Raw genomic sequence first — 17,960 nt, forward strand, 5'->3', positions numbered from 1 at the left:
TCAGCTCCTGACCAGCAAGGCGACCGGCAGGTCCGTCAACAGGTCGTCGATGCGGGCAGCACCGGCGACCTCCCGACCTGTCAGCACATTCTTCCACCGCCCGCTGGGCAGGACCACTGTGCTGTCACCCCAGCCGCCCAGCCGCCGCAGGGCTGCCGGCAGCCGCGTGGCCACGGTGATGACCGCGTCTCCGCGTGCGAACGCGACCGCGTGACCGTTGGACGTCGGCAGCGGCGTATAGCTCCCGGCGAACGCGTCCGGGTACTGCCGGCGCAGCCGGAGCGCCCGGGACGTCACCAGCAGCTTCTCGTCGGACAGGTCCTGCGGCTTACCTCCTGCGTCCAGCCGTTGCAGCCGTTCGATGCGCTGCTGGTAGTCCACGGGCCGCCGGTTGTCGGGATCCACCAGCGACAGGTCGACCACCTCGGTCCCCTGGTACACATCGGGTACGCCGGGCATCGTCAGCTGCACCAGCTTCTGGCCGAGCGTGGCTGCTCTCACGTAGTCGCTCTGGTCGTCCGCAAAACGCCGTACCGCATCAAGAACGGTCTTGTCGTGGAGCACGGCCGTTGCGAAGGCTGCGACGGTCTGCTCGTACTCCTCGTCCGGTGAGGTCCAAGAAGTGAGCTTCTTGGCCTCTCGGATCGCCTTCAACAAGTAGGCCTGCATGCGGTCCTCAGCGAGCGGGCCGTCGTCCCACGTGCCGAAAAGGGTCTGCCAGAACAGGTACTCCGTACTGCCGTCCAGCAACGGGCTCCGGTGGTCCTCAGCCAACCGGCGCCAGTCGCGCACGGCCTCCGACCAGGCGGCCGGCCGCTCGGACAGCACCCCCAGCCGCGCCCGTACGTCCTCAGAGCGCTTGGTGTCGTGTGTGGACAGCGTGGTCATCGACTTCGGCCAGTGCTTGTTCAGCAGGGCCGCGTACGCGTGGAACTCCTCCGGTGAGACCCCGAAGTGCTCCGGGTCGCCGCCGACCTCGTTGAGCGACGTGAGCCGCAGCCACCGGTAGAACGCGGTGTCCTCGACCCCCTTGGCCATCACCGGCCCGCACGTCTGCTGGAACCGTACGATCAGCTCCGCGCGTGCCTGCTCGTCGATCGTGCTGGACTCCCGCCCGAGCAGCAGGTGCAGTACGACGTCCAGCGTGGCCTGCCGGTCCTCGTCGAGGTTCTCCCGCGCCTTCTCGGCGGCCCGCTCCATCGCTGCCACCGCGGCGGGCGGCGCCTCCTCACCAGGGACGACGTACGCGCGGTAGACGTCGAAGTGGACGAGCAGCTCGGCCACGACCTCGTGGAACGCCCTCCTCGTGTGGTCACGCAGCCGTACGTCGTCCTGGCAGATGCGGGCGAGTAGTTCGACCAGGCGATGCACCTCGGCGTACTGCCCGTTCCGGACGACCTCGCGCTTCGCTTCTTCCACGACGCGACCGAAATCAGCAGGGGCTCCGGTGAGCTCGGAGTGCAGTGCCGAGAGCGGTGCAGCGCCGGCGGGGTCGATGAACAGACCACCTACGCGCAGCAGAGCGTCGTACCCGGTGGTGCCGGCGCATGGCCAGTCGCTGGGTAGCTCTTCATCGCCTTCGAGGATCTTCTCCACCACGACCCACGCACCGCCGGTTCTTTCGGCCAGCCGGCGCAGGTACCCACGCGGGTCGGCCAGGCCGTCCGGGTGGTCGATCCGATAGCCGTTGAGCTTCCCCTCCTGCAGCAACGCCAGCAGCAGCTGGTGCGTGGCGTCGAAGACCTCCTGCACCTCCTGCCGTACCGCGGCCAGCGTGTCCACGTCGAAGAACCGCCGGTAGTTCAGTTCCTCGTCCGCGACCCGCCAGTGCGCCAGCCGGTACCACTGCTCCGTGACGAGCTGCTCCAGCGGCAGGGCCTCGGTCCCAGGACGCAACGGGTACTCGTGCTCGTAGTACCGCAGTACGTCGTCCTCGACCGCCAACTGGTTGTCCGCGAGCACCTTGCCGATCCGCTGGCCCAGCACGGCCATCAGCAACGGCTGGTTCCCCGCACCCCAGTCCACGTCGAACCAGTCCGCGTACTGCGAACCCGGCCCGAGCCGCAGCACCGACCACAGCGCCTTGTTCAGGCTCTCCGGCGTCGGCACGGCGACATGGTTCGGTACGACGTCCGCGATCGCGCCGAGCCGGTACTCGGCCAGCCGGGCCGCGAGCCGGTCGAACGCGGGCCGGCCGCCCATCGGCTCGGACAGCCGGCTGTGGTCGACCACGTCGTACCCGTGGGTGGAACCGGGTGCCGCCTGGAGGATCGGCGACAGGTAGGCGTGGGAGGCCCCGAGGCTCGCCAGGTACGGGACCGTCCCGGCCGCGTCGTCGAAACCGAACTCGGCGCGGAGCTGGAACCGGTAGGTGGCCTGCGGGACCTGCGTCATCCGACCTGCCTCGCGCGGGTGAGCACCAGCGTGCTCCGGGCCTCCAGCTGGACCGTCGAACCGGCCGCGTGCGCTTCGGTGTCGCCGATGCCGGTCGCGGTCGTGGTGTCCACCGCGACCGTCCAGGTCTCGCCGTACTCCTCCGGCGGGAGCAGGAAGTCGACCGGCTCGAAGTTGCCGTTCAGCAGCACCAGGAACGAGTCGTCGACGACCGGTTCGCCGCGCGGGTCCGGCTCGGAGATCGCGTCGCCGTTCAGGAACACCGCGATCGCGAGCGTGTCGTCACGCTGCCAGTCGCCGTTCTGCATCTCGGTGCCGTTCGGGTTGAACCAGACCAGGTCGCCGAGCCCGTCGATGCCGGTGTCGCCGTGGAAGAACCGGCGGCGGCGCAGCACCGGGTGGTTGTTGCGCAGCTTGACCAGCGACCGGGTGAACTCGAGCAGGTGCTTCTGCGGCTCCTGCAGGTTCCAGTCGATCCAGGAGATCTCGTTGTCCTGGCAGTAGACGTTGTTGTTGCCGCGCTGGGTGCGGCCGAGCTCGTCGCCGTGCGCGATCATCGGCACGCCCTGCGAGATCAGCAGCGTGGTGAGGAAGTTGCGCTCCTGCTTGTCCCGCAGCCGCAGTACGGCCGGGTCGTCGCTCGGGCCCTCGGCGCCGCAGTTCCAGGAGCGGTTGAAGCTCTCGCCGTCCTTGCCGCCCTCGCCGTTCGCCTCGTTGTGCTTCTCGTTGTACGAGACCAGGTCGCGCATCGTGAAGCCGTCGTGGGCGGTGATGAAGTTGATGCTCGCCAGCGGCCGGCGGCTGTCGTCCTGGTACAGGTCGGACGAGCCGGTCAACCGGGACGCGAACTCGGCCAGGGTGAACTTCTCGCCCCGCCAGTAGTCCCGGACCGTGTCGCGGTACTTGCCGTTCCACTCGGTCCACAACGGCGGGAAGTTGCCGACCTGGTAGCCGCCGTCGCCGACGTCCCACGGCTCGGCGATCAGCTTCACCTGGCTGACTACCGGGTCCTGCTGGACCAGGTCGAAGAACGCCGACAGCCGGTCGACCTCGTGGAACTGGCGGGCCAGCGTGGCCGCGAGGTCGAAGCGGAAGCCGTCGACGTGCATCTCGGTGACCCAGTAGCGCAGCGAGTCCATGATCAGCTGCAGGACGTGCGGGTGCCGCATCAGCAGGCTGTTGCCGGTGCCGGTGGTGTCGTAGTAGTGCGACTTGTCCTGGTCCACCAGCCGGTAGTACGCCGCGTTGTCGATGCCCTTGAACGACAGCGTCGGGCCGAACTCGTTCCCCTCGGCGGTGTGGTTGTAAACGACGTCGAGGATCACCTCGATGTCCGCCTCGTGCAGCGCCTTCACCATCGCCTTGAACTCGGTCACCTGCTGCCCGCGGGTGCCGGTGGAGGCGTAGGCGTTGTGCGGCGCGAAGAAGCCGATCGTGTTGTAGCCCCAGTAGTTCGACAGACCGATCTCCTGCAGGTGCCCGTCCTGCGCGAACTGGTGCACCGGCATCAGCTCGATCGCGGACACCCCGAGCTCCTTGAGGTGCTCGATGATCGCCGGGTGGCCGATCCCGGCGTACGTGCCGCGGATGTTCTCCGGCAGCCCCGGGTGCGTCTTGGTGAGGCCCTTGACGTGCGCCTCGTAGATGACCGTCTCGTGGTACGCGTGACCCGGCGGGCGGTCGTTGCCCCAGTCGAAGAACGGGTTGGTGACCACCGAGAGCATCGTGTGCTCGCGGTTGTCCATGGTGTTCAGCTCGTCCGGCTTCGCGAACCGGTAGCTGAACAGCGACTCGTCGCCGTCGATCTGCCCGTCGACCGCCTTCGCGTACGGGTCCAGCAGCAGCTTGGAGGGGTTGCACCGGTCGCCCGCGGACGGGTTGTACGGGCCGTGCACGCGGAACCCGTACCGCTGGCCGGGCTGGACGCCGGGCAGGTAGGCGTGGTGCACGAAGCCGTCCACCTCGGTCAGCTGCACCAGCTGCTCGGTCCCGTCGTCGCCCAGCAGCGACAGATCAACTCGTTCGGCAACCTCCGAGAACACCGCGAAGTTCGTCCCGGCGCCGTCGTACGTGGCGCCGAGAGGGTAGGGACGACCAGGCCATTTCTGCACCTGACGACAGTAGCGGCACCACCTGACAATCAAGTGCCTGCAGGAAGTTGCAAGACGGCGAACATCCCAAAATTCTTGCAGTTACGCTAAGCTCCAACGCTTGTGAAACCGCCTTCCCCCCGGCGGCCCGTTTTCCTTGACTCGACCGGGCGTCGTCGTCGCACCCTCCGAAGAACCGGCGCCTTCCTGGCCGTGCCTACTGTCGGTTACCTGGTGCTCATGACCAGTAGTCTGCTCGGCGGGCCGCGCATGGACACGCCGCTGATTCCGCTGCCCGAGCCCGCCAAGGCCAAGCATCAGAAGACGCCGGCCGTCGAGGCCGCGATCCAGACCCCGCTGCCGACGACCGGTTCGTCCACCCCCGGCAGCGGCCCGTCCCAGCAGTCGAGCAGCTCGTCGACACCCGCTCCGTCGACGAACAGCAGCACCGCACCCACCTCGGCACCGACGTCCGGCTCGACCACCGCGCCGACGACCGGTACGACGACGGTGCCGACGGTCGGTACGACGATCGTGCCGCCGACCGCCGTACCGCCGACCACGACCACCACCACCGCCCCGCCGGGTACCACGGCGCCGACGGCGACGCCGACCACGACGGCCCCGACGACGCCGGCGCCGACCGCCACAACGACCACGACGCACGGCAAGAAGCCGACCGCACCGCCCGGTAAGACCAAGACGCCCACCCCGTGAGCCGGCCGGTCGCGCGCCGAGCGAAGCAGGTTCCGCTCCGGACGCACTGGATCGTGCTGACCATGCTGCTGGTCTGCCTGTCGACCATGCTGCTGCTGAACGGCTACACGAACCACATGTTCGGCACAGCACCCGACGGAGCGGTCCAGCCGGTCGGCGGGTCCGGGACTGTGCCACCTCAGATCGTCAAGGGCGGTCCGGTGATCGACGCGGGCGACGGTACGCCGCGGTCGGTCGCGCCGCACGCCCGGACGATCGCGATCACGTTCGACGACGGCCCGGACCCGGTCTGGACGCCGAAGATCCTGGACGTGCTGCGCGCACAGGGCGTGCACGCGACGTTCTTCGTCGTCGGGACCGCGGTCGCCAAGCATCCGGACCTGGCCCGCCGGATAGTCGCCGAGGGTCACCAGATCGCCGTGCACACGTTCACGCACGCGAACCTGTCGACTGCGGCCCCGTGGCGGCGCTCGCTTGAGCTCAAGCAGAGCCAGCTGATCCTGGCCGGCGCCACAGGCGTCACCACGACGCTCATCCGGCCGCCGTACTCGTCTGAGCCGAGCGCACTGACCGACCTGGACTGGAAGGCGCTCCGGCAGGTGCGCGACGCCGGGTACCTCGCCGTACTGACCAGTCAGGACAGTGAGGACTGGCGGCGGCCCGGTACGGACCAGGTGATCGCCAACTCGATGCCCCGCAGCACAGCCGGGCAGGTGTTACTGATGCACGACGCCGGTGGTGACCGCAGCGAGACTGTGGAGGCTCTCAACAAGCTCCTGCCGCGACTGAAGGCACGTGGCTTCCGTTTCGCGACCGTGAGCGAAGCCGTCGGCCTGCCGGACCCGACGCACAAGGCCGGGCTGCTGGACCGCGGGCGCGGCCTTGCGGTCATCTGGGTGATGCGGATCAGCGACTGGGTCCTGAGCGTCATCGGCTGGCTGCTGTACGCCGCGGGCGCGCTCAGCGTGCTGCGGGCGATCGCCACGGTCGTCGCCGCCCGCCGGCACGCCCGGATGCGCGGCTGGATCTACGGGCCGCCGGTGACGGAGCCGGTCAGCGTAATCGTTCCGGCGTACAACGAGAGCGCCGGGATCGAGGCCGCGATCCGCTCGCTGGTCGCGTCCGACCATCCGCTGGAGGTGATCGTCGTCGACGACGGCTCGACCGACGGTACGGCGGACATCGTCGAGGCGCTGCGGATCCCCGGCGTACGGGTGATCCGGCAGGAGAACGCGGGCAAGCCCGTCGCGCTGAACACCGGGCTGAAGGCGGCCCGGTGCGAGCTGATCGTGATGGTCGACGGCGACACCGTGTTCGAGCCGGACGCGATCCGCAAGCTCATCCAGCCGTTCGGCCACCCTGCCGTCGGCGCGGTGTCCGGCAACGCGAAGGTCGGCAACCGCGGCGGGCTGATCGGCCGCTGGCAGCACATCGAGTACGTGATCGGCTTCAACCTGGACCGCCGGCTGTTCGACCTCGCCGAGTGCATGCCGACGGTGCCCGGCGCGGTCGGCGCGTTCCGGCGTACGGCGCTGGAACGCATCGGCGGGCTCAGCGACGTGACGCTGGCGGAGGACACCGACCTGACCATGGCGTTGTGCCGTGACGGGTGGCGGGTGGTCTACGAGGAGAGTGCGGTGGCCTGGACCGAGGCACCGGCCTCCATGGGCGCTCTTTGGCGGCAGCGGTACCGCTGGTGCTACGGGACGCTCCAGGCGATGTGGAAGCACCGCGGGGCGATGGTGCAGCGCGGGCGGGCCGGTAAGTTCGGCCGGCGCGGTCTGACCTACCTGATGCTGTTCCAGGTACTGCTGCCGTTGCTGGCGCCGGTGGTGGACGTGTTCGCGATCTACGGCCTGATCTTCCTCAACCCGGTGCGTGTGCTCGGCGTTTGGGCCGGCTTCGTGCTCCTGCAGCTGGTGATGGGGTTCTACGCGTTCCGGTTGGACGGGGAGCGGCCTGGGCCGCTGTGGACGCTGCCGTTGCAGCAGTTCGTCTACCGGCAGCTCATGTACCTCGTGGTGATCCAGTCCGTCTTCACCGCGCTGGCCGGTACCAGACTCCGCTGGCAACGCATGGAGAGGTACGGCAGCCTGCAGGCTCCAGTCGTTCGCTAACCTAAAGCGATGAGACTCTCACGGGGCGTACTCGTCGTTGCTGGACTGCTGACCCTCACGGCCGGCGCCAAGCCGTGCATCGTTGGTGGCACGGTGACGAGTGTCAGCGAGGCACCGTGGGCGATCGCGCTCAACACCACGCAGTCCGAGTCGTCCAGCGGCCGGTACTGCGGTGCGACGCTGATCAAGCCCGACAAGATCGTCACGGCCGCGCACTGCATGGACGAGGCGACCTCGACGTACTACGCCGTACAGGGTCGCGCCGACCTGGGTGACAGCTTGTCCGGACGGGTGTCCGCGATCAGCAAGGTGTGGATCCACCCGGGCTACAACACGAAGAACAACCGGTACGACGTCGCCGTACTGACCCTGGCCAAGCCGTTCACCGGCGTACCGGTACTGCCGCTCGAGACACGGGCCCGTGCGGACGCGGCAGGCGCCGTACCGACCGTTTACGGCTGGGGCGACACGCAGGACACCGGGCCGGACGAGACATTGCAGAAGGCCGCCGTACCGGACCTGGGCGACAAGACGTGCCTGGCGAACAAGAGCTACGTGGCCAACGGGTACGCCGCAGCCACCAACGTGTGCGCCGGTTATCTCAAGGGCGGTACGGACGCGTGCCAGGGCGACTCAGGCGGACCGCTTGTACTCAACGGGCGCCTGCTCGGGGTCGTGTCGTGGGGGCAGGGCTGCGCGCAGCCGGGCGACCCTGGCGTCTACGCCGAGATCGCACCCGTGGCCGAGGCATTGCTGCAACACTGAAGGCATGTCCGACCCCGTTCGCGTGATCAAGGCCGGTGACCTGGTCGCCGCCGACCCGACGTCCGGCATGCTCCGGATGCGGGCGTTCGAGCTCCCGATCCTGTGGGCCGGGCAGGTGATCACCCAGCCCGGTATCACCTCCGGCTGGCACCACCACGACAAGAACGAGAGCAGCCTGTACATCGTGTCCGGGGTGCTCCGGCTGGAGTTCGAAGGCTCCGACGAGTACCTGGACGCGGTGGCCGGCGACTTCGTGCACGTACCTGCGTTCACCGTGCACCGGGAGAGCAACCCCGGCGCCGAGCCCTCGCTGGCGATCATCGCGCGGGCCGGCGGCGGCATCCCGACCGTGAACGTCGACGCGCCCCGCTGACATGCCGACCCACGAACAGGTCACCGTCGGCGTCGTCGGCGCCGACCAGATCGTGCCCCGGATCGTCAACCTGGCCCGGGAGTTGGACAACCCGGCGCTGCGGCTGGTCACCGCGGTGTACGCCGACGAGCACGCCGCACACGAGCAGGCCGCGCGGATCGCTTCCCGGGTCGACGTCTTCCTGTTCGCGGGGCCGTTGCCGTACGACGTGGCAGTCGCGGGCGGGCTGCCGGTGCCGGCGACGTACGTCCCGAGCGGCGGGCCCGCACTGTTCTCGGCGTTGCTCCGCGGCGTACTGGAGAAGGTCTTCGACCCGGCCCGGATCAGCGTCGACACGATGGCTCGCCGGGACCTCAAGCACGTCTACGAGGAGATCGGGCTGAGCGTCGCCGGGGTCCGGCTGAAGGAGTACGCCGGGCCGGAGTCGGCCGAGGAGTTCCTCGACTTCCACCGCATGCTGCACGAGCGCGGCCGGACCACCGGGGCGGTGACCACGGTGCCGACCGTCGACGTCGCGCTCCGGAAGGCCGGCGTACCGACGCTGCGGATGACGCCGTCCTCGATGACGATCCGGCAGGCGCTGACCACCGCGATCCTGATGGGCGGGGGCGCCAAGCTGGAGGAGTCCCGGATCGTCACGATGATCGTCCGGGTGCCTGCGGCCTCGCTGCCGGCACACGCCAGCGCGAGCGCGTACTGGTACCAGGAGCTGCGGCTGTCGCTGCACCGCGAACTGCTCCGCGACGCCCGGCCGATGGACGCCGCGGTGGTGCCACGCGACGAGCACAGCTTCCTGATCGTCACCACGATGGGCTCGCTGCGGCTGGCCACCGACAACCTGTCGATGGCGCCGTTCCTGGACCGGATCTCCGAGGAGCTGGGGATCCGGCTCGAGGTCGGCATCGGCCTCGGTACGTCGACCCGCGAGGCCGAGGTGAACGCCCAGTCCGCGGTCGACAAGGCAGCCGGCGGCGGTACGGCGTTCGTGGTCGGGCCGCACGGGTTCGTGCTGCAGATCCCGGGCGAACGCACCCGGGCCGCGGAACGCCCGGTGCCGGGCGACTCGCGGGCGCTGCAGATCCTCGCCACACTGGCCGAACAGCTGGAGAAGGCGAACGACACCGAGCGAGTCGTGGATGCGGAGAAGGTCGCCGAACTGCTCGGTGTCACGCTGCGGACCGCCCGCCGGACGCTGACCACGCTCGTTGACGAAGGCCTCGCCTGGCCGATGCCGCCACCCCGCTCGAACAAGCTCGGCCGGCCGCCGCGGCCGTTCCAGCTGCTGGTCGAGAAACTCCCGCGCTGAGTTATTACGGACATCCATAACTGCTATTCGGGCCTTGCCGAAGCTCTGCTGCTGAGGCAGGGTGGTCGGCATGCCAGCAATCGCGGTGGTGGACAACCGGGTGGCAACCGAGCAGGCTCACCAGGCGGGTCAGGACGCCTGGTGGGTCTACCTGGACGAGATCCTCGGCCAACTCCGGCTGCCGTACGCGGTGGTCTCCCCTGACGACATTCCGGACGACGTCTCGGTACTGGTCGTCGCTGCCCCCGGTCCTACCGATCGGATCGAGGCCTGGGTTCGGGCCGGCGGCGCGCTGATCGTCGTCGGAGATCCGGGCTCGTTGTGCACACTCGCGGGCGTCTCGGCGTACGTCGCCGTACCCGATGGTCAGGTGACACGTGTAGATGAGTCGGTCTGGTCGTACGGGCCGCCGCGGGGGCTGCACGCGATCGGTGGACGACTGCTGGTCGCCGACGCCGAGGTGATTGCGCGATGGCAGGACGACACGGCCGCGGTCACGCTTCGGCGGTTGGGCGCGGGCCTCGTGCTGACGTACGGCGTCGACCTGTGGCAGACGATCGTCCGCATCCGGCAGGGGTACGCCGTGACCGCGGACGGCGCGCCCGCCGCGGACGGTACGGCACCGATCGACGACGGGATCCTCAAGTGCGAGGACGGGATGACGCTCAGCTTCGAGCACGACCGGGCGATGCCGCCGGGCGAGCCCGCTCTGGTTGACGGGTTCGTGCATACGTATCCACCGCCGAGCGCCGTACCGATGTTCGACCAGCCGCAGGCGGACTGGTGGTGCGCGCTGTTCGCGCAGAGCCTGTGGTGGAGTGCCGCGCAGACCGGGGCCGCGGTGCCGTGGCTCTGGTACTGGCCGTCCGGGGTGGACGCGGTCGCGCACATGTCACACGACTCGGACGGGAACGTCGAAGAGGAAGGGCAGGCCGCGCTCGACGCGTTCGCCGAGGCCGACGTGAAGGTGACGTGGTGCCACCTGTTCCCGGGCGGGTACTCCCCGGATCTACACGTGGAGATCACCGCCGCCGGGCACGAGAACGCCCTGCATTACAACGCGATGGGCGACGCGGACCTCGTGGTGTGGGGCTGGCCGCAACTGCGCGCGCAGTACGCGTGGGCGCAGGCCGTCACCGGGACCGAGCAGATCGTCTCGAACAAGAACCACTACACCCGCTGGGAAGGGTGGACCGAGTTCTACTCGTGGTGCGAGCGGGTTGGCATCCAGATCGACGAGTCCCGCGGGCCCAGTAAACAAGGGGATGTGGGATTCACCTTCGGCACCGCACATCTGACGTTCCCGATGGGACCGGTTGCTGAGGGCAACCGGCTGTACGACGTCCTCAACCTGCCGCTGCACACGCAGGATCTCGCCTGGGCCGGGCATGCCGCCGTCCGCGACGTGATCCTGGACGGCGCAGAGGCGGTGCACGGTGTCGCGCACTTCCTGTTCCACGGGCCGCACCTGCGCTGGCGCCCGCCGACCCGCGCCGCGTGCATCGACTTGGCCGCGGAGGCGCGACGGCGCGGGATGCCGTGGTGGACCGCGGGTCAACTCAACACCTGGGAGCGGAGCCGGCGCGGCGTCACGCTGTCGATCGATCCGCATCCGGACGGGTTCACGATCGCCGCGCAGGCGGCCGAGGCGATGCCGGGAGCGGCGGTGCTGCTCGCCGTACCGGATGCCAGTCGGGACCCGATCGTCAAGGAGGGCGAGGGATCGGCGCGGGCCGTGCAGCGGTACGGCCGCATCTTCGTCGAGCTGACCGCGGATATCGTTGCCGGAGACAACAGATGGGTGATCACGCCATGATGCCGGAGTGGCCGCGGTACGACGACGAGGAAGCCAAGGCGCTGCTCGAGGTGCTGAACTCGGGCAAGTGGGGCAGCACCAGCGGGGACACCGTCGCCACCTTCGAGCGGGAGTTCGCGGCGTACCAGCAGGCCGGACACGCGATCTGCCTGGCCAACGGGACGCTCGCGATCGCGGTGGCGCTCCGGGCGGCCGGGGTCGGGATCGGCGACGAGGTGATCGTGCCGCCGTACACGTTCATCGCGACCGCGTCGGCGGCGCTGTTCGTCGGGGCGGTGCCGGTGTTCGCGGACGTGGACCCGGACACGCACCTGCTCGACCCGGCGGCCGCGGAGGCGGCGATCACCGAACGGACGAAGGCGATCGTCGTCGTCCACCTCGCCGGACGGCCGGCGGACCTCGACGCGTTCACGGCGCTCGGGGAACGGCACGGGCTGACGATCGTCGAGGACGCGGCGCAGGCGCACGGGGCGGCGTACAAGGGCCGGCCGGTCGGGGCGATCGGGGACCTCGGCACGTTCAGCTTCCAGAGCAGCAAGAACATCACGGCCGGCGAGGGCGGCGTCGTACTCACCGACTCCGCGGAACTCGCCGGTGCCGTCTACTCACTGGTCAACGTGGGCCGGGTGCCGGGCGGCGGCTGGTACCAGCACGAGTCGGTCGGCTACAACCTCCGCCTGACCGAGTTCCAGGCCGCCGTACTCCGCGTCCAACTCCGCCGCCACCCCGAACTGCAAGCCCTCCGCGAACGCAACGCCCGCCACCTGACGGACGCCCTGTCGACCGTAGAGGGCGTCCACCTGGCTCCCGAAGACCCCGCGATCACCGCCCATGGCCGCCACCTCTTCATGCTCCGCATCCCCAACCACCGCGACGCCGTACTCAAGTCCCTCACAGCCTCCGGCTTCGACAAAGCCTCCCCCGGCTACGTCCCCCTCCACCGCAACACCGCAGTACTCCAAGAAGCCACCGCCATCACCAACCGCCTGGGCCAGCCCTACCCCCACCCCCCCTGCCCCAACGCCGACACCCTCTCCCAAGAAACCCTCTGGCTCCCCCAGCCCTACCTCCTAGCCACCCCCACCCAAACCCAATCCCTCGCCACCGCCATCACCAACGCCCTGCCCCGGTGAAGCTAGCTTGACCCAGTCGAGAACGTCGTCGACGGAGCCGACCACGTCGAGCTTCGCCAGCGGGAAGGCCGCGACGAGGTCGTCGACCTGCGTGGCTTGCTCGCAGGCTCTGACGAACTGCTCCGTGCGAGGTAGGTACAACCCACCGTCGCCTCTGACGAACTGTCCCCACAGCGCCAACTGCCCGACCTCGCCACGAGAGTCAGCCTCGCTCGCTCCCGCCAGGAAGTTCGGCGGGAAGAGCGCGCGATAGCCGGCGAGGTGATACAGCCACGAACCACCACGGAGGCGCTCGGCCTGGGGCGCGACCCTCCAAGCATCAGCCAACGCACTGGCCAGTTCCGCACGACGAACAGCTCGTCGACCCGGCTCCAGTGCACCCGGGCCTTCGCGGTTCGCGAAATGCAGCCGGATCTGCTGGCCTTCGTCTTCGACCTCGTACCAGAAGCAACCATGCTGCGACGTACCCAAAGCCGCTCGCAGAGCAAGCCATGACCGGTACGCCGCTTGGGCCGGATCACCGTTGTGGACCGCGCTGTCTATCGCGTGCCATCCATCGGAGTCCACCAACGCGGACATGCTGGTCCAGTCAAGCCATGCGGTCAGTCGATCGATGTGCGCCAGTTCGACGACACGCCCGACCCAGAAGGCCTGCAGCTCGAAGAACGCTCTCGTGAAGTGCAGGCCTCGCGTGGTCACCTGACGTAGCGTCCTGCGACTGCAGCTGCCAGCTTCTGGAGTTCGGTGAGGTGGGTGGGGAGGGATTGGAGGGTGGTGGTGATGGCTTTGTGGATGGTTGTGGGGTTGCCCATCCAGCGGGCTGGGGGACTTTCGCCGAGGGCTGCCTGGAGGTGGTCGCCGAGGACTTGGAGGTGGTTTCTGGTGACGCTGAGGAAGAGGTGTTCGCCGGGCCAGGTGAGGTCGCCGGTGTAGGTGGTGAGGACGGCGGCGGTGCGGTCGGGGTTGCCGGCGCCGAAGATGTAGGCGACGCGGGCTGCTTCGAGGGCGGCGCTGTCGGTGCGGACGCTGTCCCAGTCGACGAGGACCGGGCCCGACGGTGAGGTGACGATGTTGTGGGGCTTGAAGTCGCCGTGGGTCGTCACCAGGTCGGGGACCGAGTCGCACATGGTGGTGACGCGTTCGGCGGCGGACAGCAGGTGTGGGAGGGCCTCGGCGTACGACGCGGCCCAGGGCATGCCGTCGGACTTCGCCAGCCAGGTTTCCCAGGTTGAGGGTGAGCGGACCGAGTCGCGCCACCAGCGGGGTAGCGGGGCCTCGCCGAGCGGCTGCAACTGGTGGATCTGCAGCATCGTGCGACCGAGCCAGGCCGAGACGTCCACAGGCGCAGGATCATGCTCGACCCAGCGGTGGACGCGGAGCAACCGGTCCTCGATCCGCACCAGCCAGCCGAGGTACGGATCCACCGGCCGCACCGGCGTCGGCATGTCCACCTCGGCGTCGAGCGCGAGCTGCTCGAACGCCATCGCGACCGTCAGCTGATCGATCAGCCCGTCGCCGTTGAACTGGCCACCCGTCGACGGAAAGTACCCCTTCAGAAAGTACGAGCCCAACCGCCACGCATCGTTGTCCCCGCGCCGCACATGGACCAACTCGTCGGACGAGTCCAGGTCGAAGGCGAGCGAGATTTCCCGTGCAGTCGGCGTATACACACCAAGCAGTCTCTCAGCTCTCCTGGCGAATCGGGAGAACAGCGGCGAGAAGCTGTTGCGTATAAGGATCCCGAGGCTCCCGGAACAGCTCCTCCGTAGCGCTCTCCTCGACCAGCCGGCCCTTGTTCATCACCGCCACCCGATCAGCAAGCCGTTCCACCACCGCCAGGTTGTGCGAGATGAAGAGAAACGCGAGTCCCAACCGCTCCCGCAGATCGGTGAACAACTCCAGGATCTGCGCCTGGATCGACACATCCAACGACGACGTAGGCTCATCACACACCAGCAACTCGGGTTCGAGCGCCAACGCCCGCGCGATCGCGATCCGCTGCTGCTGTCCACCCGAGAACTGCCGCGGATACAGCTCCGCATGATGCGGGTTGATCCCCACCAGCTCCAGCAGTTCCAACGCCGACGTACGCCGAGACTCCTTGGAGCCACGGTCGTGCAGCCGCAACGGCTCCATCACGTTGCCAAGGGCACTGAAATGCGGCAGCAACGACCCGTACGGGTTCTGGAACACCATCTGCATCCGCGGCCGCAGCACCCGCAGCTCGCGCTCCGGCAACGTCCCGAGGTCGTGCCCGTCGAACGAGACGCGCCCCGAGGTCGGCGTCTGCAGCCCCATCATCAGCCGCGCCATCGTCGACTTCCCGCTGCCGCTCTCCCCGACCAGCCCGACTGTCTCGCCGCGGTTCACACTCAGCGACACGTCGTCGACGGCCCGCACCTCGCCGGCCCGGGTCTTGAACACCTTCGTCACTGATGTGGCGCGGATCAACGGCTCAGACATCGGCGGTCACCTTCCAGCAGGCGGCATCCCGGGCGGGCCCGATCGTCAGCGTTTCCTGTTCGGTCTCACACCGCGGCAGCTCGGCCCGCGGGCAGCGCGGATGGAACGGGCAGCCTTCCGGCCGCCGGGACAGATCGGGCGGGCTGCCCGGGATCGGCCGCAACGGCAGGTCGCGTCCGCCGACCTCGACGCCCGACCCGAGCAGGCCGACGCTGTACGGATGCCGCGGATCGTCGAGCAGCGCCCCCATCGGCGCGCGTTCGACGACGCGGCCGGCGTACATCACGACGGCGTCGTCGCAGAAGTACCGCGCGACGCCGAGGTCGTGGGTGATCATCACGATCCCGGTGCCGCGCTCCTTCAGCCCCGCCAGCAGGTCGAGGATCTGGCGTTGCACGGTTACGTCGACCGCGGTGGTCGGCTCGTCCGCGATCAGCAGCGCGGGTTCGGTCACCATCGCCATCGCGATCATCGCGCGTTGCCGCATCCCGCCGGACAGCTGGAACGGGTACGTGCGGATCCGCTTCTCGGGGTCCGGGATGCCGACGTCGCCGAGTGCCCGGATCGCGCGCTTGCGGGCTTCGGCCTTCGTGCACAGGCCGTGCCAGATCAGGTGTTCGGTGAGCTGCCGCTCCAGCGTCAGCGTCGGGTTCATCGCCTCCATCGCGCTCTGGAACACCATCGCGATGTCCCGGCCGCGGATCCGGCGCAGCTCCTTGTCCCCGAGCGCGAGCAGATCCCGGTCGCCGTACATCGCCTGACCTGAGGCCCGTGCGGTGCGCGGCAGAATGCCCAGCACGCTGCGCATCGTCACGCTCTTGCCGCTCCCGCTCTCTCCGACGACCGCCAGCGCCTGGCCCCGCTCGACGTCGAACGAGACGCCGTCGACGGCGGTCAGCGGTTCACCGTCGTCGCGGCGGAACGTCGTACGCAGCTCCCGGACCGACAACAGGCTCATCGCTGCTCCCCACTCGCGTCGAACGCGTCCCGTACGCCGTCGCCGATCCACGTGAATGCCAGCAGCGTCAGCGCGAACAGCACCGCCGGCGCGACCAGCAGATGCGGCGCGGCCAGCAGGTACCGGCTGCCGTCGCTGATCATCGCGCCCCACGACGGCGTCGGCGGCTGTACGCCGAGCCCGAGCAGCGCGAGCCCCGCCTCCGCGGCGATCGCGGCCGGGATCGCGAAGCTCGTCGTGACCAGGATCGGCCCGATCGCGTTCGGCAGGATGTACCGGATCGCGATCGTGGTGCCGTTCGCGCCCATCGACCGGGCCGCCTCGACGTACTCGCGCTGCTTCAGCGTCAGCACCTGCGCCCGCACCAGCCGGGCCTGCGTGACCCAGGAGGCGATCCCGATCGCGACCACCAGCGCGAAGATGCTGCGCCCGAGCACGGTCACCATCACGACCGCGAACAGATAGCTCGGGAACGCGTACATCACGTCGGTGAACGCCATCAGCACCTGCTCGACCCGCCCGCCGAGGTATCCCGCGAGCAGCCCGATCGCCAACGCGAACACGAGCGCCGTCAACTCGGCGCCGAACGCCACGGTCAACGCGGTCTGCAGCCCATAGATCAGCCGGCTGAGAATGTCGCGGCCGAGCAGGTCGGTCCCGAGCAGATGCCCCGCGGAGCCCGGCCCGGCCAGCTTGTGCTGGATGTCGGTCTCCTCATAGCCGTACGGCGCGATCAGCGGCGCGGCGATCGCGACCAGGATCAGGAACGCGCAGAACACGAGACTGCAGAACGCCAGCCGATGCTTGCGGAACCGCGACCAGGCCCGCGCCCACGGCCCGCGGGCAACCTCAGTCGCCGTCAACGGGACCACCTCCGGCAGCACGGATTCGGGGATCGAGGAGCCCGTACGCCAGGTCCACGACCAGGTTCGTCACCATCAGGATCAGCGCGAAGAACAACGCCGTACCCATCAGCAGCGGCATGTCCCGGCTGGCGGCGGCGTTGGCGAAGTACAGCCCGAGCCCCGGGATCCGCAGCAGAGCCTCGACGAACACGGTCCCGGTCATCAACGCCGCCAGCAGTGGGCCGGCCACCGTCACGAGGGGGATCAGCGAGTTCCGCAGCGCGTGCCGGACGATGACGGTACGCCGTGGTCCGCCCTTCGCGAGCGCCGCCGTGATGTACTCCTCGCGCAACGTCTCCAGCATGCTCGATCGCACGTACCGCGCGAGCACCGCCGCCGGGCCGAGGCTCAACGCGAGCACTGGAAGGACCAGGTCCTTCGGCCCGTTCCAGCCGCCGGACGGCAGCAGCTTCAGCGTGGCCGAGAACAGCAGGATCATGAACGCCGCGGTGAGATAGCTCGGCAACGCGTGCCCGAGCGTGACCACGAACATCGTCGAGTGGTCGGACTTGGAGTTCTGCCGCAGCGCCGCGAACACCCCGACCGGTACGGCGATCAGCAGCGCGAGCAGGACCGCCAGCACCGCGAGCGTGGCCGAGATCGGGAACGCCTCGGCGATGATGTCCTGCACGTTCCGGCTGGCGTACTTGTACGACGGCCCGAAGTCCCAGTGCACCGCGCCCTTCATGAAAATCAGGTACTGCTTCCAGGCCGGCACGTCCGCGCCGTACCGGGACTCGAGCTCGCCGACCATCGACTCGGTCCCGACGCCGCCGAGGTTGGTGGCGCCGCTGTTCACCCGCTGCAGGTCCGCGAAGTTGCCGGGTGCGAGCTGCAGCAGGGTGAACGTCAGGATCGAGACCGCGATCAGTGAGAGGACCAGCCGGACGAGGCGCTTGCCGATGTAGACGGCGAGCCGCACG

At 68.9% G+C, this 17,960-nt stretch carries 15 protein-coding genes; 6 read left to right on the plus strand and 9 right to left on the minus strand.

Translation table 11 applies throughout. The features are described from left to right. The 3 genes from treY to ACQHIV_RS26605 form a co-directional block, all read right to left on the minus strand. Window positions 1-2,394, minus strand: a complete 2,394-nt coding sequence (gene treY, locus ACQHIV_RS26595; protein WP_427886163.1) for a malto-oligosyltrehalose synthase — start codon at window positions 2,392-2,394, stop codon at window positions 1-3. Further along, window positions 2,391-4,505, minus strand: coding sequence for a glycogen debranching protein GlgX (glgX, locus tag ACQHIV_RS26600; RefSeq protein WP_427886164.1), 2,115 nt, complete (start codon window positions 4,503-4,505; stop codon window positions 2,391-2,393). Before glgX ends, treY begins: the two co-directional genes overlap by 4 nt. A gap of 296 nt (window positions 4,506-4,801) precedes the next feature. Beyond that, on the minus strand, window positions 4,802-5,185 hold the full coding sequence (locus ACQHIV_RS26605) for a hypothetical protein (protein ID WP_427886166.1): 384 nt from the start codon (window positions 5,183-5,185) through the stop codon (window positions 4,802-4,804). Window positions 5,186-5,197: 12 nt separating this feature from the next. Here ACQHIV_RS26605 and ACQHIV_RS26610 point away from each other — a divergent pair, with 12 nt between their 5' ends. The 6 genes from ACQHIV_RS26610 (at window position 5,198) to ACQHIV_RS26635 (ending at window position 12,711) form a co-directional block, all read left to right on the plus strand. Continuing rightward, a complete protein-coding gene (locus ACQHIV_RS26610; RefSeq protein WP_427886167.1) occupies window positions 5,198-7,318 on the plus strand; it encodes a bifunctional polysaccharide deacetylase/glycosyltransferase family 2 protein in 2,121 nt (706 codons plus the stop codon). 9 nt (window positions 7,319-7,327) lie between these two features. Next, window positions 7,328-8,083, plus strand: a complete 756-nt coding sequence (locus tag ACQHIV_RS26615; RefSeq protein ID WP_427886169.1) for a S1 family peptidase — start codon at window positions 7,328-7,330, stop codon at window positions 8,081-8,083. A 4-nt stretch (window positions 8,084-8,087) separates the two neighbouring features. After that, entirely contained in the window at window positions 8,088-8,456 is a 369-nt protein-coding gene (locus tag ACQHIV_RS26620) for a cupin domain-containing protein (RefSeq protein WP_427886170.1), read from the plus strand. 1 nt (window position 8,457) lies between these two features. Continuing rightward, window positions 8,458-9,762 (plus strand): hypothetical protein, encoded by a 1,305-nt coding sequence (locus tag ACQHIV_RS26625; RefSeq protein WP_427886172.1) that lies wholly within the window; start codon window positions 8,458-8,460, stop codon window positions 9,760-9,762. A gap of 70 nt (window positions 9,763-9,832) precedes the next feature. Further along, window positions 9,833-11,578: a hypothetical protein gene (locus ACQHIV_RS26630; RefSeq protein WP_427886173.1), complete on the plus strand. Its 1,746-nt coding sequence runs from the start codon at window positions 9,833-9,835 to the stop codon at window positions 11,576-11,578. Continuing rightward, complete coding sequence (locus tag ACQHIV_RS26635; protein WP_427886175.1) at window positions 11,560-12,711, plus strand: DegT/DnrJ/EryC1/StrS family aminotransferase; 1,152 nt, start codon at window positions 11,560-11,562, stop codon at window positions 12,709-12,711. Before ACQHIV_RS26630 ends, ACQHIV_RS26635 begins: the two co-directional genes overlap by 19 nt. Here ACQHIV_RS26635 and ACQHIV_RS26640 read toward each other — a convergent pair. Genes ACQHIV_RS26640 through ACQHIV_RS26665 form a run of 6 tightly spaced genes read right to left on the minus strand, consistent with a single transcriptional unit; the run spans window position 12,649 to window position 17,959 of the window. After that, on the minus strand, window positions 12,649-13,410 hold the full coding sequence (locus tag ACQHIV_RS26640; RefSeq protein ID WP_427886177.1) for a hypothetical protein: 762 nt from the start codon (window positions 13,408-13,410) through the stop codon (window positions 12,649-12,651). The two genes, ACQHIV_RS26635 and ACQHIV_RS26640, sit on opposite strands and share 63 nt — an antisense overlap. After that, complete coding sequence (locus ACQHIV_RS26645; protein WP_427886179.1) at window positions 13,407-14,381, minus strand: phosphotransferase; 975 nt, start codon at window positions 14,379-14,381, stop codon at window positions 13,407-13,409. The genes ACQHIV_RS26640 and ACQHIV_RS26645 overlap by 4 nt, the downstream gene beginning before the upstream one ends. Window positions 14,382-14,394: 13 nt before the next feature. Further along, complete coding sequence (locus ACQHIV_RS26650; RefSeq protein WP_427886180.1) at window positions 14,395-15,174, minus strand: ATP-binding cassette domain-containing protein; 780 nt, start codon at window positions 15,172-15,174, stop codon at window positions 14,395-14,397. Then, window positions 15,167-16,132 carry an ABC transporter ATP-binding protein gene (locus ACQHIV_RS26655; RefSeq protein WP_427886182.1) on the minus strand — a complete coding sequence of 322 codons (966 nt, stop codon included), beginning with the start codon at window positions 16,130-16,132 and terminating at the stop codon, window positions 15,167-15,169. The genes ACQHIV_RS26650 and ACQHIV_RS26655 overlap by 8 nt, the downstream gene beginning before the upstream one ends. Then, window positions 16,129-16,995, minus strand: coding sequence for an ABC transporter permease (locus ACQHIV_RS26660; RefSeq protein ID WP_427886184.1), 867 nt, complete (start codon window positions 16,993-16,995; stop codon window positions 16,129-16,131). Before ACQHIV_RS26660 ends, ACQHIV_RS26655 begins: the two co-directional genes overlap by 4 nt. After that, a complete protein-coding gene (locus tag ACQHIV_RS26665; protein WP_427886186.1) occupies window positions 16,982-17,959 on the minus strand; it encodes an ABC transporter permease in 978 nt (325 codons plus the stop codon). Before ACQHIV_RS26665 ends, ACQHIV_RS26660 begins: the two co-directional genes overlap by 14 nt. Between the last annotated feature and the right edge of the window lies 1 nt (window position 17,960).

It is taken from the genome of Kribbella polygonati (assembly GCF_050320105.1).
Classification (GTDB): domain Bacteria; phylum Actinomycetota; class Actinomycetes; order Propionibacteriales; family Kribbellaceae; genus Kribbella.